The organism is Methylobacillus caricis (genome assembly GCF_020532705.1).
Taxonomy (GTDB): domain Bacteria; phylum Pseudomonadota; class Gammaproteobacteria; order Burkholderiales; family Methylophilaceae; genus Methylobacillus; species Methylobacillus caricis.
Genome location: NZ_JAJAVD010000001.1, coordinates 1722519 through 1735641, shown reverse-complemented (window position 1 = coordinate 1735641; position 13123 = coordinate 1722519). Strand labels below are relative to the sequence as shown.

The 13123-nt window shown below is 47.3% G+C and carries 13 protein-coding genes; all 13 read left to right on the top strand.

Translation table 11 applies throughout. The annotated features are described in order from the left end of the window. The first annotated feature begins 148 nt into the window (after nucleotides 1-148). The 13 genes from flhD to cheD all read left to right on the top strand — a co-directional run bounded on the left by flhD (nucleotide 149) and on the right by cheD (nucleotide 13091). The gene (gene flhD, locus LG200_RS08160) at nucleotides 149-466 is read left to right on the top strand and encodes a flagellar transcriptional regulator FlhD (RefSeq protein WP_226757069.1); all 318 of its coding nucleotides are present in this window, start codon (nucleotides 149-151) and stop codon (nucleotides 464-466) included. A 43-nt stretch (nucleotides 467-509) separates the two neighbouring features. Next, nucleotides 510-1064 (top strand): flagellar transcriptional regulator FlhC, encoded by a 555-nt coding sequence (flhC, locus tag LG200_RS08155; protein WP_226757068.1) that lies wholly within the window; start codon nucleotides 510-512, stop codon nucleotides 1062-1064. Between the two features lie 51 nt (nucleotides 1065-1115). Further along, on the top strand, nucleotides 1116-1913 hold the full coding sequence (locus LG200_RS08150) for a class I SAM-dependent methyltransferase (RefSeq protein ID WP_226757067.1): 798 nt from the start codon (nucleotides 1116-1118) through the stop codon (nucleotides 1911-1913). A 163-nt stretch (nucleotides 1914-2076) separates the two neighbouring features. Next, nucleotides 2077-2937: a flagellar motor stator protein MotA gene (motA, locus tag LG200_RS08145; RefSeq protein ID WP_226757066.1), complete on the top strand. Its 861-nt coding sequence runs from the start codon at nucleotides 2077-2079 to the stop codon at nucleotides 2935-2937. 24 nt (nucleotides 2938-2961) lie between these two features. Continuing rightward, a complete protein-coding gene (gene motB, locus LG200_RS08140) occupies nucleotides 2962-3891 on the top strand; it encodes a flagellar motor protein MotB (RefSeq protein ID WP_226757065.1) in 930 nt (309 codons plus the stop codon). Nucleotides 3892-3958: 67 nt separating this feature from the next. Beyond that, a complete protein-coding gene (locus LG200_RS08135; RefSeq protein ID WP_226757064.1) occupies nucleotides 3959-4507 on the top strand; it encodes a chemotaxis protein in 549 nt (182 codons plus the stop codon). Nucleotides 4508-4573: 66 nt separating this feature from the next. After that, nucleotides 4574-4939 (top strand): response regulator, encoded by a 366-nt coding sequence (locus LG200_RS08130; RefSeq protein WP_226757063.1) that lies wholly within the window; start codon nucleotides 4574-4576, stop codon nucleotides 4937-4939. An 84-nt stretch (nucleotides 4940-5023) separates the two neighbouring features. After that, entirely contained in the window at nucleotides 5024-7387 is a 2364-nt protein-coding gene (locus tag LG200_RS08125; RefSeq protein ID WP_226757062.1) for a chemotaxis protein CheW, read from the top strand. Between the two features lie 11 nt (nucleotides 7388-7398). Next, nucleotides 7399-7926, top strand: a complete 528-nt coding sequence (locus LG200_RS08120) for a chemotaxis protein CheW (RefSeq protein WP_226757061.1) — start codon at nucleotides 7399-7401, stop codon at nucleotides 7924-7926. Between the two features lie 39 nt (nucleotides 7927-7965). Beyond that, the gene (locus LG200_RS14145) at nucleotides 7966-9645 is read left to right on the top strand and encodes a methyl-accepting chemotaxis protein (protein ID WP_319004549.1); all 1680 of its coding nucleotides are present in this window, start codon (nucleotides 7966-7968) and stop codon (nucleotides 9643-9645) included. A 126-nt stretch (nucleotides 9646-9771) separates the two neighbouring features. Then, nucleotides 9772-11571 (top strand): methyl-accepting chemotaxis protein, encoded by a 1800-nt coding sequence (locus LG200_RS14140; RefSeq protein ID WP_319004548.1) that lies wholly within the window; start codon nucleotides 9772-9774, stop codon nucleotides 11569-11571. A 45-nt stretch (nucleotides 11572-11616) separates the two neighbouring features. Continuing rightward, nucleotides 11617-12477: a CheR family methyltransferase gene (locus LG200_RS08095; RefSeq protein ID WP_226757059.1), complete on the top strand. Its 861-nt coding sequence runs from the start codon at nucleotides 11617-11619 to the stop codon at nucleotides 12475-12477. Nucleotides 12478-12479: 2 nt separating this feature from the next. After that, nucleotides 12480-13091: a chemoreceptor glutamine deamidase CheD gene (gene cheD / locus LG200_RS08090; protein ID WP_226757058.1), complete on the top strand. Its 612-nt coding sequence runs from the start codon at nucleotides 12480-12482 to the stop codon at nucleotides 13089-13091. Nucleotides 13092-13123: the final 32 nt, after the last annotated feature.

The following is a 13123-nucleotide window of genomic DNA, read 5'->3' as shown; positions in this document are numbered from 1 at the left end:
TGTAAGACAAACACTGTATCGGCTGCGCCTGTTCGTCTTACGATAAAAACCGACGAACGCCAGTTTTTTCATTAGCCCATAACGCTCAAAGTACGCCTCACCTGCACTGCACATTTTGCAGCGCTAAATTCTCGGTAAGGGGACTGAAATGAACGAACAAGAAATCATGGCTGAAATTAAAGATGCCAATCTGAGCTACCTCATGCTTGCTCAACAAATGATTCGTGCTGACAAGGCCATGGCAATTTTTCGTTTAGGCTTGAGTGCTGACATCGCTGACCTGCTCGAAAGTCTCAGCAATGCTCAATTATTGAAGCTGAGTAGCTTCAACATGATGCTGACCCGTTTCCGATTTGATGACAGTGCCATCCTTGGCATGCTGACAAGCTATACCAAGGACCGTATGCAGGCCCAGGCTCATGCAGCTATTTTGATGGCTGGTCAAGGTGTGGAAGAAATAGCATAACCAGACTCAATCTGGCACACCAATATATATCCGGGGGGATAAAATGAGCAAAAGCGTTATCAATGAGTCTGAACAAATTCAGTTAGCGATTCAAATGATTAATCTAGGGGCCAGGTTGCAATTACTGGAGTCCCAGACAACTCTGTCGCGCGAACGCTTGATCAAGCTATACAAGGAAATCAAGGGGATGTCCCCGCCCAAAGGGATGCTGCCGTTTTCCACTGATTGGTTTCTAACATGGCAGCCTAATATTCATTCCTCGATTTTCGTGAATATCTATTATTTTCTGATTGACCATGCTGGCATTGAAGGCATTGTCGCTATCATGAAGGCTTACAAACTTTATCTGCAGCAAGTGGGTGGCGAGCCTAATGACGATGCTGTGCTTTCACTGACCCGAGCCTGGACGCTGGTGAGATTTCTGGACAGCAAAATGCTGAAAACTCAGAGGTGTAGTTGCTGTGGTGGTAATTTCATTGTCAACGCATATGACTTGCACGAGCACTACCAATGTAATTTATGTCATGTGCCATCGCGTGCAGGAAAAACTAAAAAGTCTAGAGAGCAAGCTCTGCAGGCTGCAGCGCTTATTGCCTGATATATTAAGTATGGTACCGTGATGGGATGATCATTTCTCCATCAAGTTACCATGCAGCATGAGCAAGGCCCTATTTCCGAGTTAAGTGGTGCCAGGAAGCGGATTCCCCCCGCTATCCTGGCTTTTTTTATTCAACTGGGCGCGCTTGGCCTCACGTGGCTCATTGTACAGGTGAGCTTGGTGTTGTTTGAGTGGCGATGGCTTGGCTGGGTATTGTTTTTGTTGCAGGCCGTGCTTGCTTCCCTGCTGGCTATCGTATTTCGAATGCCAGTGTGGTGGCGCCTTATCCATTTCATTTTTCCAGTAGCGATTTTCCTGATGCTGCAATGGGATGTGCCCGCCTGGGTTTATCTTTCAGCTTTTATCTTTACCCTCACTTTATTCTGGAGCGCTTTCAAGACCCAGGTTCCGTTTTACCCTTCGTTGCCTGCGACCTGGTATCAGGTCAAGCAGTTGATTCCAGAGGACAAACCGGTCAGTGTGTTGGACATAGGCAGTGGGCTTGGTGGACTGGTCATATATCTGGCACGTGAAAGACCCAATGCCATATGCGCTGGAATTGAGGTGGCTCCTTTGCCATGGCTGGTTAGCGCCCTGTTGTCGGCTGTAAAAAAATCTTCTGCAAGATTCAAGTATGGCAATTATCAAGCCGTTAATCTTTCTGAGTACGACATAGTATTTGCGTATCTCTCTCCAGCTGTCATGCCAGATTTGTGGCAAAAGGCAGTCAAGGAAATGCGGTCGGGTAGTTTGCTTATCAGTTACGAGTTTGAAATCCCGGGAGTAGCTCCCAAATGGCAGATTCAGGATAGGTCGGACTCACCATGCATTTTCGTGTGGGAGTTTTAACTGGCGTGGTATATACGTCATTGGTTGTAGTGTTCAAGTTTATGATGTTGAAGGTGACGGAAATCCATGAGTCTGGTTTCTTCATCTTTGGATATGGACTTGGTTGCTATTCTGAGGCTAATTTTAAAGTGGACGATCTTAAGTCTGCACGGAGCTCGCACTCATGCTGGTAATTATTGGGTATTTGGTGGTTTTGGGGAGTGTGTTCGGTGGCTTTGCAATGGCTGGAGGCCATCTTGCTGCGTTATTTCAGCCGATTGAATTGCTGATGATCGGCGGGGCTGCAACTGGGGCATTTCTTGTAGGGAATGATGCCAAGGCGATCAAGGCTACTCTCAAGGCATTACCCACAGTATTCAAGGGGTCCAAATATACTAAAGCTAGGTATATGGATCTACTGGCACTATTGTTTGAAATTCTCACCAAGATCCGCCGTGATGGCATGATGTCAATTGAGAACGACATAGAAAATCCCGAGAGTAGTGCAATTTTCTCCAAATATCCCGATTTGCTGTCTGATCATCATTTGGTAGATTTTGTTTCAGATTATCTGCGCTTAATGTCATCCGGCAATATGGATGCTTTCCAGATCGAAAATCTCATGGATAACGAGATTGAAACCCACCACCATGAAAGTATGGTGCCTTCCCATTGTATTGCCCGGCTTGGTGATGGTATGCCTGCCTTTGGCATTGTCGCAGCGGTGATGGGCGTAGTGCATACCATGGAGTCTGTGAGCTTGCCACCTAATGAGTTGGGCATGTTGATAGCACATGCGCTGGTGGGTACTTTCCTTGGTATTTTGCTCGCTTATGGTTTTGTTGGTCCTCTGGCCAGTTTGCTGGAACGGAAAGCAGATGAGTCTGCCAAATTGTTCCAGTGTGCCAAGGTAACATTTCTTGCGAGCTTGAACAGTTATGCTCCAGCGATTGCTGTTGAATTTGGCCGAAAAGTACTTTATTCCACAGAGAGGCCTGAGTTCGCTGAACTGGAAGCCCATGTCAAACAGGCCAGGGCCCGCTAAGCTTTCAGGGTGTCGGAGAAGAATATGGCTCAGGAAAACGTCAGGATTATCGTTAAGCGTATTAAAAAGCATCATGGCGGTCGTCATGGCGGCGCTTGGAAAATTGCCTATGCTGACTTTGTGACTGCAATGATGGCGTTTTTCCTGTTGATGTGGCTGCTCGGATCTACTACCAAGGCAGACTTGCAAGGCATTTCCGAATATTTTAAAACTCCTTTGAAAGTAGCAATGCAAGGTGGTTCTGGTGCGGGCGCCAGCGATAGCGTGCTCAAGGGCGGCGGTAACGATATGACCAAAAAGCAAGGTCAGATCAGAAAAGCGCAAGACATCGAAGGCAGGAAAAAACCGGATCTCCAATCTGCAAAGGAAGCTGTCGCAAAAGATGAGCAGCAAAAGCTGAAAGAGTTAAAGAAGCGGATAGAAGATGCGATAGAGGCCAGCAAGACTTTGCAGCAATTCAAGAAGCAATTATTGCTGGATATTACGACGGAAGGTTTGCGTATCCAGATTGTTGATGAGCAGAACCGTCCAATGTTTGCCTCATCCAAAGCCGAGTTGCAGCCATATGCCAGACAGCTGCTGCATGAGATTGGGCAGTTGTTGAATGATGTACCGAACAAAATCAGCCTTTCCGGCCATACCGATGTAGCCCCCTATCCTAGTGGCGACCGTTATTACAGTAACTGGGAATTATCTTCTGACCGTGCGAATGCATCCAGGCGCGAACTGGTGGCCGGGGGGCTCAAGGAAGAAAAGCTGCTGCGTGTGGTGGGGCTGTCATCAGCCGTGTTGTTTGACAAGACTAATGGGCTGAATCCGATTAATCGCCGCATCAGTATTATCATTATGAACAAGAAAACAGAAGAAGAAACTATCAGCGACAATAGTTCATCAGTTGATATTGATTCGGCGGAAGATATTTCCGGCGCGACTGAAGGCATAAACAAGCCATGAACTTGATTAAGTGGTGTTTTTCTCTTGTATTTAGCAGATTGAATTGAGCAGAGACAGGATAGCTTATATGACAATTCAGACTATACCGATGGAAGAACTAAAAACACTTCTGGTTAGCCTTGGTGCTTGGGGTGAGGAGCATCTGGAGCATGTGGAGACCGATATTGAGCGCACAAATGTGTTATTGCGTGAGGCAATTAGCATGTTGGTGCAGGGATTCATGGAAATTAACCGTGCTGCCCAGGCCCAGCAAAATCTCTTAATCAGTTTGAGTGCGCGTGATCAGTTATCTCAGAAGCAGATCGCAGAAGTTGCTATGCATAGCAGGCAGATCGAGAGTGAGGTCAACAAAGTGGTAACTGGCTTGCAGTTTGAAGATATGACCAACCAGCTACTGACTCGTGCCTTGCGGCGGGTAGGTGGCCTGAAGGTACTGTTGCTTGCACTGGCTAATCAACATGAAACCTTGGCGCATGCGCATGGAGCTGACGATCTTGCTGCCATATTGCAGAAGATGAGTGAATCGATAGATGAGAGAAGGGCTTCCATGCATAAGGATTTGCAGTCTTCAGTGAATCAGCAACATATGGGCGCGGGTGAAATCGAGCTGTTTTAGTTTCTTTAACAATGGTAATCAGTTTCAGGCCAGAGAGTCTGAAAACGCAAAGCGGGGAAAGAATATATGGCAAAGACAATACTGACTGTGGATGATTCTGGATCATTGAGACAGATGGTTGCATTTAGTCTCAACGCCGCCGGATATCAGGTGATAGAGGCCGTGGATGGCGAAGATGGACTGAATAAGGCTAAGGCCACTTTGGTTGATTTGGTGCTCACAGATCAGAATATGCCGAATATGGATGGCCTGACGCTGATTAAATCACTGCGTAGTCTCAGCAATTACCAGAAAGTGCCGATATTAATGTTAACCACTGAGTCCAGCGATGAAGTAAAGGCTCTTGGAAAAGCAGCAGGTGCGACAGGATGGTTGGTCAAGCCATTTGACCCCAAACGCCTGCTGGATATTGTGCAACGGGTGATCGGCTAGCTTTCCCCCGGCGAAGAATAATTAATCCAGGCCATATGTTACAAGGTTGGACTTGGCAAGTGAGAGTTAATGTGGAGCAAGACCATGACAATTGATATGAGTCAGTTTTATCAGGTGTTTTTTGATGAGTCAGATGAATTGCTGGCAGAAGCAGAGCGGTTGCTTCTGGAGTTGGATATTGAAAATCCCGCATCTGAAGACCTGAACGCGATCTTCCGTGCTGCCCATTCAATTAAGGGTGGGGCTGCGACATTCGGCATGAATGACATGACCGAAATTACGCATGTGCTGGAGAATCTGCTGGACCGTATCCGTAAAAATGAAATGGCATTGACAGCTGAGCATGTCGATGTGTTTCTTGCTGCCAAGGATATTCTCAAAATGCAGCTGGATGGCCATCGACACGGTGCAGCTGTAGATCTTGACGCTGTCAGCGATATCAAAATGACATTGCAAAACCTTGCGCAGCAGGGAGGTGGACAGGCGCATCTCCCACCAGTGTCGCAACCTGTGAGTGAGGTTGTTCAGCCGGTGGCAGTTGAAAAACAGCCATCCGCACATCCTGCGGGTAAAGGCTATCTCATCCAGTTGCCTGAGTTGCCTGAGAAAGATGTGGTTGCATTGACTGCAGAGCTGGAATTGCTAGGAATCGTAGAAAAAAAGCCATTGAAAGATGGCAAACATATTTTGTCGCTGGTAACTGATGAAAGCCTGGATAATATTGTTGCCATTTGTTCCTTTGTTCTGGATCCAGACGATTTGATTATCACTGAGCAGGCAGCGGGGCCAGTAGCAGCTGGGGCTAGCGCTGTAGAGGCTTCTTCAACGGCAATGGACTCTGGGAAAAGCTTTCTGCTGGAAATTTCCGATCTTTCGGACAAGGATATGCAAACCCTGGTTTCTGAGCTGGAGTTGCTGGGAAAAGTCCAGCAGCAGCCTGTATCTGGAAACAAACAATCATTGCTGCTGGCAACCGAGGACAGCAAGGAAAACATTCTTGCAGTCAGTTCATTTGTGGTCGATGTAGACAAATTGACCGTTACCCAGCAAGTCCATGCTGTTGCAGCTGCATCGCCCGTATCTGTTTCGACATTCGATGAAGGAGATTTTGGCCTGTTTGACAGCATACCCGCCCCCGTTGCCACTCCGCAGATATCGCAGCATGAGACCAAGGCAGTGGAGGACAACAATGCGGCAGTACCTGTAGAAAATAAACGCGTTGCGCCACGCCGCGAGGCTGACAAGGCGGTTGCCAGTCAGGAAACAACCTCTATTCGTGTCGGGATTGAAAAGGTAGACCAATTGATCAATTTGGTAGGCGAATTGGTCATTACCCAAGCCATGATCGAGCAACGTACAAGCACGCTGGACCCGATGTTGCATGAACGGTTATTGAACAGCGTTGGCCAGTTGACACGCAATACACGTGATCTGCAGGAAGCTGTCATGTCTATCCGCATGATGCCGATGGATTATGTATTTTCACGCTTTCCCAGAATGGTGCGGGACTTGGCTGGCAAATTGGGTAAAAAGGTTGAGTTTGTTACCAATGGTGCTGCTACTGAGTTAGATAAAGGACTGATTGAGCGGATTGTCGATCCATTGACCCACCTGGTGCGCAACAGTGTTGATCATGGAATTGAATCCCCCGAGATCCGTAGTGCCGCAGGTAAAAATCCGGTTGGTCGTTTGTCATTATCCGCAGGCCATCAGGGCGGCAATATCATTATTGAAGTCAGTGATGATGGCGCAGGATTGAATCGAGAACGAATTCTGAATAAAGCCAAATCTTCAGGCCTGAATGTATCTGACAACATGCCAGATGCTGACGTCTGGCAACTCATCTTTGCCCCTGGATTCTCCACAGCTGAAAAAGTGACAGATGTTTCCGGAAGAGGTGTCGGGATGGATGTGGTGAAACGAAATATCACCGCCATGGGAGGAGTGGTCGATATCCGCTCTGCTTTTGGCTACGGTACGACAATTTCGATTTCCTTGCCGCTGACGCTTGCGATACTGGATGGTATGTCCGTACGGGTTGGTGATGAAGTCTATATCTTGCCTTTGAGCTTTGTCATGGAATCCCTACAGCCAGCGGCTGACGACGTAAAGGATGTGACCGGGCAAGGCCGGCTTGTGAAAGTGCGTGAAGATTATTTGCCCCTGATTCCGCTTTATCAGATGTTCAATATTGAGCCGCTGTATCGCGAGCCCGAAAAAGGCATCCTGGTCGTATTGCAAGTGGATGGTAAAAAAGCAGCGTTGTTTGTCGATGAACTCGTCGGACAGCAGCAGGTAGTAGTTAAAAACCTTGAATCAAATTACCGCAAAGTTGCAGGTATCTCAGGCGCCACCATTCTGGGTGATGGTGGGGTTTCATTGATTCTGGATGTGGCCAATTTACTGCGTTCCAGCAGGCAGTTGATCACTGAGCCATCAATTCATTAAGAGGTGTTGTCATGTTAGAGCCAGTTAGTAATCGATCAGAAAGCCAATCACAACAGTCTTCGCAAGGAGGAGCTCAGTTGGAGGGCAGTGAGTTTCTGGCATTTACCTTGGGGAATGAAGAGTACGGCATTGATATTCTCAAGGTACAGGAAATCCGCGGCTATGAGAGTGTGACGAGGATTGTAAATGCGCCGGAGTTCATCAAGGGCGTGATCAATTTGCGCGGCATTATTGTGCCTATCGTGGATATGCGGATCCGCTTTAACCTCGGCACACCCACCTACGATCAATTCACGGTAGTGATCATCCTCAATATTAACAGCCGGGTGACTGGTATCGTCGTGGATAGTGTGTCGGATGTCACGACATTGAGCGCCGATCAAATCAAGGCAGCACCTGAAATGGGGTCGGTATTGAGTACTGATTATCTGATCGGGCTAGGCACACTTGATGACCGCATGCTGATCCTGATCGATATAGATAAATTAATGACAAGCTCCGAAATGGGATTGCTTGATGCGATAACAGTGAACGGTTAAGCATCGACTGAAGTAAATTTAGAAGGGCGGAGAGAGATAATGAAACTACTAAATCCATTGATGAATTACATGTACGGTCAAAAAATCACCAAGCGTTTGGTGATTGGTTTTGGCACCCTCCTTTTGCTGTTGGCCGTCATTGTAGTATTGAGTTTTACTTTGATGACATCGATGTCATCAAAAACGGACACCATCGTGCAAGATTCTGCCATCAAGCAGCAAGTGCTTAATGATTGGAATCTTTATACCAACATGAACACGATCAATACACTGGCATACCTGAAGAACAGAAGCAAAGATAAAGAACAGTATTTCCTGGACAAGATGGCTGAGAACTCGAAGGAAATTGATAAATACCAAGCTCAGGTCACAGAACTTATGACAGGTGCTGAATATCAAGTGTTTCTTGACAATATTCAGAAAGCCCGTGCCGATTATCGTACCACCCGCGAGGATACATTCAAAATCAGGCAGGCACTCAATATTCGGGTCAATGCGTTCGAGAACTGGCTAACGAGTGAACAGGTCAGCCTTGAGGAAAAGAAAAATGTCAGCAATAGGTTGATCGAAGACGAAAAAGCATTGGATAACAGTGTCAATCAGACATTCCAGCCAGCTCGGTATGCTTACCAGGATGCACTGAAGAGCCTGCTTGAATTTGAGCGTGCCAAGGTGGTTGAACTTGCCGCTGATAACAAAAAATCCAGTAACCGTGGCCGTATCCTGATTGCCGTGATTGGTTTGGTTGCTTTGGTGCTCGGAGTGATATTTGCGCGCGTGATTACTGTTTCCATTATTGAGCCGATTAATTACGGTATCCGTGTTATCGGTCGTGTTTCCAAGGGCGACTTGGCCCCCAGACAGAACGACCTTCTGGATATGATCAACGAGAACGCATCGGATGAGCCAGGGAAGTTATTGGTCGGTGTTCGTTTCATGATACAAGAACTTCGCAAATTGGTGTCTGAGGTGCGTGGCAGCACCGATACCATGCTGGTGGCAACCAGTGAAATTGCTTCGGGTAATGCAGACCTGTCTTCGCGTACCGAATCACAAGCTTCAAGCCTGGAGGAAACCGCCAGTTCCATGGAGGAGTTGACTTCTACTGTGCGGCAGAATGCTGATAATGCACGCCAGGCTAACCAACTGGTCATTTCTGCATCTGAATCTGCCGTAAAAGGCGGACAGGTCGTCGACCAAGTTGTGGATACCATGGGCTCCATCAAGGAAAGTTCACGCAAGATTGTCGATATTATCGGGGTGATTGATGGTATTGCTTTCCAGACAAATATCCTGGCATTGAATGCTGCTGTTGAGGCTGCGCGTGCTGGTGAACAGGGACGTGGATTTGCTGTTGTGGCATCTGAGGTGCGCAATTTGGCGCAGCGTTCTGCCGCTGCTGCCAAAGAAATCAAAGGGCTGATCGGCGATTCTGTTGAGAAGGTGGATATTGGTAATAAACTGGTCGACCAAGCTGGCATTACCATGAACGAAATTGTGACTTCAGTGAAGCGCGTGACCGATATCATGGCAGAGATTACCTCTGCCAGCCAGGAACAAAGCTCAGGCATCGAGCAGGTCAATATTGCAATCGGGCAGATGGATGAGATGACTCAACAAAATGCTGCATTGGTGGAGCAGGCTGCCGCCGCTGCAGAGAGCCTTGAGGAGCAAGCACAAAAGCTTTCAGCAACGGTGAGTGCATTCAAGGTTAGTTAAGCAAACAATACAATTATAAAGATATTAGTTTTTCCTCGAATAAAAAGGCAGAAAAACCGCAATTCGGTCACGTCATCCATTCATGGATGGCGTGACCGATAAAGGATTGGTATCTAGGAGATAAACATGCGTGTCAATATGCCAGTGACGAATAACGAGTTCTTCTTGCAGGATGGAGAGTCCATCGTTTCGACCACAGATTTGCAAGGGAAAATTACTTATATCAATCAGGATTTTATAAGAGTCAGTGGATTTGATGAGGACGAGCTTCTTGGGTCACCGCATAATCTTGTGCGGCATCCCGATATGCCTAAGGAAGCGTTTGCTGACATGTGGGAAACGCTCAAGTCGGGTTCCCCTTGGACCGGGATGGTCAAGAATCGCCGTAAAAACGGTGATTTCTACTGGGTAATGGCAAATGCCACGCCAATGAGACAGAGTGGCAATGTGGTTGGCTATATGTCCGTCCGCACCAAACCTGCACGACATCAAGTCGAGACAGCCAATAAAATCTACGCCAGTCTACGCGATACCAAAGATCACGGACTGAAAATCTACCGTGGCCAGATACTCCAAACAGATATAGTCTCAAGGATGAAAAGGGCGTTACAAATGACCTTGAAAACAAGGCTTGCTGCAACCACTGCAGTCATTGTGTTGGCAATGTTGCTGGTGGTTGCGGCATCAGTTTTTGGTTTTGGAAGTGCTTACATTATTGCAGGCGCTCTGATAGCTGCGATTGCTGTCATTGCTTTTGCATTGTCATTGACGAGTTCCGTCATTTATCCGTTACGTGAGGCAACCAATATTGCCAATGCCCTGGCAAGCGGTGATCTGTCGCAGCAGTTCAATCAGTCAAAATCTGATGAAACAGGGATGCTGCTCAGGGCGCTGAGCCAGATGAATGTCAATATCGTGGCGATGGTGTCAGATGTCCGTGCCAATGTTAATCGCATCAATGCGGGCGTGGTTGAGATTGCAAAAGGCAATAATGACTTGTCTGCCAGGACAGAATCTCAAGCAAGCTCTTTGGAGGAAACCGCCAGCTCCATGGAGGAGTTGGCGTCCACCGTCAAGCAGAATGCTGATAATGCACGTCAGGCAAATCAGCTGGTATTGTCGACTTCCAGTGTTGCCATGCGTGGCGGCGAGGTTATAGGTGAGGCCAAAGAGCGAATGAGGCTGATCAGTGAGTCTGCTAACAAGATTTCTGACATTATTGGCGTCATTGATGGCATTGCCTTCCAGACCAATATTCTTGCCCTCAATGCTGCAGTTGAAGCTGCAAGGGCTGGGGAGCAAGGCCGCGGATTTGCAGTGGTTGCTGCCGAGGTAAGGAACCTGGCTCATAGGTCTGCCGCAGCTGCGAAGGAAATCAAGGCATTGATTTCAGATTCTGTCGAGCGCGTGGAATCGGGAGTGCAGTTGGTGGACCAAGCCGGTATCACCATGACTGAAATTGTGTCTTCAGTGAAGAATGTCACCGATATCATGGGTGAAATTTCTGCGGCGTCCATTGAGCAAAGCTCCGGTATTGATCAGGTCAACCTTGCTGTCACGGAAATGGATGAAGTGACTCAGAGAAATGCAGCATTGGTCGAGGAGGCCGCTGCTGCTGCCGAAGACTTGAAAACTGATGTGCTCAAACTGGACCAGGCTGCTGGTGTATTCAAGCTGGGCAATGCACAAAACCAATTGTTGGCTCAAACGGCTGTCAAGCCAGTTACCCAATCCCACGCGAGCACTTCCAGCACCGAGGTTCTAAAAGCGAAGGCAGAAGGATTGGGCGTAACAAAAGGCAAAAAATCATCGGTTCCGACAATCAAGCCTAAAACCGCGGCAAGCGCAGTAAAACCTGACAATGTAGCTTCTTCCAAGACAATTGCCAGCACTAATCTTTCCAGCGACGAGTGGGAAGAGTTTTAATGAAGTAGTGGGTTGTTGTGATCAACGATAAGGAAGTCTAGTCAATTGAAGCCAATTACATCGGTTAAGGCGGGGGCAGGTAAAGAGTTTGATTTTACGGCCGAGGATTTTTCCCGTGTGCGTAAAATGATTTACCAGGTGGCTGGTATTTCCCTGGCGGAGTCCAAGCATGAAATGGTTTATAGCCGGCTGGCAAGACGCTTGCGCGCAACCGGCATCTCGAATTTTCAGCAATATCTTGATCAATTGGAAACAGCTGGCGATACAAGTGAGTGGGAGGCTTTCACTAACGCGCTGACGACTAATCTGACTTCATTTTTCCGGGAACATCATCATTTCCCGATTCTGGCAGAACATATCAAGGCAACCAAGCAGCCTATTTCAATCTGGTGCTGTGCCAGCTCCACTGGGGAAGAGCCTTATAGCCTTGCCATTACTGCATGTGAGGCATTTGGTACACTCAGGCCGCCAGTCGAGATTATAGCAACAGATATTGATACCAATGTATTGGCCACCGCTGCTAACGGGGTCTATCCGTATGATCGTATAGAGAAGCTGCCAATAGAACAGAAAAAGAAGTTTTTCCTGAAAGGGACGGGGGCACAACAAGGGCTTGTTCGGGTCCGAGATGATTTGCGTAAACTTGTCACCTTCAAGCCATTAAACTTGTTGGCAAATAGCTGGCCTGTTACTGGCCCTTTCGATGCGATTTTTTGCCGGAATGTCATGATCTATTTTGACAAGCCCACTCAAGCCAATATTCTCAAGAAATTTGCACCATTGATGAAGCCTGATGGATTGTTGTTTGCAGGCCATTCTGAAAACTTTCTTTATGCGACGGATGCTTTCCGGCTGAGGGGGAAAACGGTTTACGAGCTAAGTCGTAATGTGAAGGCTGGAGCTTGATTATGGCAAACCCCATTGAAGAGCAGCTGGCTACCAATTTGTATTTTGATAAAACCTTCAATTGCGAAGCTGCCAAGATATTGCCGGGCGAATACTATACGACGAATAAAGACATCTTGATCGTGACAGTGCTGGGCTCATGCGTGTCTGCTTGTATCCGTGACAAAATCTCAGGGATTGGCGGGATGAATCATTTCATGTTGCCTGAGGGGAGCGGGGCTGATGCCAACAGTCCTGTATCGGAATCTGCACGCTATGGTACTTATGCTATGGAAGTGTTGATTAACCAGTTATTGAAGAGCGGTGCACGCAGGGAAAATCTTGAAGCCAAGATATTTGGTGGAGGGAACGTCTTGAGTGGCTTTACCTCGATTAATATTGGTGAAAAAAATGCAGCCTTTGTCCGCAAGTATTTACGCAACGAAAATATCCGCGTAGTGGGAGAGGACCTGAATGACATTTATCCCAGAAAAGTCTATTTTTTCCCACGTACCGGGCGTGTACTGGTCAAAAAACTCAAGCAAATGCATAACAACACCTTGATCACTCGTGAGGAAAGTTATGCCAAGAAGTTGAAAACGAATACTGTCGCTGGTGATGTTGAGTTGTTCTAAAAAAACATAGTAGAAAAATAGAGGAAGAGTAT

Excerpts from the sequence above, each read along its gene's own strand:
- flhD (WP_226757069.1), top strand. The coding sequence starts at position 149 with ATGAACGAACAAGAAATCATGGCTGAAATTAAAGATGCCAATCTGAGC.
- flhC (WP_226757068.1), top strand. The coding sequence starts at position 510 with ATGAGCAAAAGCGTTATCAATGAGTCTGAACAAATTCAGTTAGCGATT.
- LG200_RS08150 (WP_226757067.1), top strand. The coding sequence starts at position 1,116 with ATGCAGCATGAGCAAGGCCCTATTTCCGAGTTAAGTGGTGCCAGGAAG.
- motA (WP_226757066.1), top strand. The coding sequence starts at position 2,077 with ATGCTGGTAATTATTGGGTATTTGGTGGTTTTGGGGAGTGTGTTCGGT.
- motB (WP_226757065.1), top strand. The coding sequence starts at position 2,962 with ATGGCTCAGGAAAACGTCAGGATTATCGTTAAGCGTATTAAAAAGCAT.
- LG200_RS08135 (WP_226757064.1), top strand. The coding sequence starts at position 3,959 with ATGACAATTCAGACTATACCGATGGAAGAACTAAAAACACTTCTGGTT.
- LG200_RS08130 (WP_226757063.1), top strand. The coding sequence starts at position 4,574 with ATGGCAAAGACAATACTGACTGTGGATGATTCTGGATCATTGAGACAG.
- LG200_RS08125 (WP_226757062.1), top strand. The coding sequence starts at position 5,024 with ATGACAATTGATATGAGTCAGTTTTATCAGGTGTTTTTTGATGAGTCA.
- LG200_RS08120 (WP_226757061.1), top strand. The coding sequence starts at position 7,399 with ATGTTAGAGCCAGTTAGTAATCGATCAGAAAGCCAATCACAACAGTCT.
- LG200_RS14145 (WP_319004549.1), top strand. The coding sequence starts at position 7,966 with ATGAAACTACTAAATCCATTGATGAATTACATGTACGGTCAAAAAATC.
- LG200_RS14140 (WP_319004548.1), top strand. The coding sequence starts at position 9,772 with ATGCGTGTCAATATGCCAGTGACGAATAACGAGTTCTTCTTGCAGGAT.
- cheD (WP_226757058.1), top strand. The coding sequence starts at position 12,480 with ATGGCAAACCCCATTGAAGAGCAGCTGGCTACCAATTTGTATTTTGAT.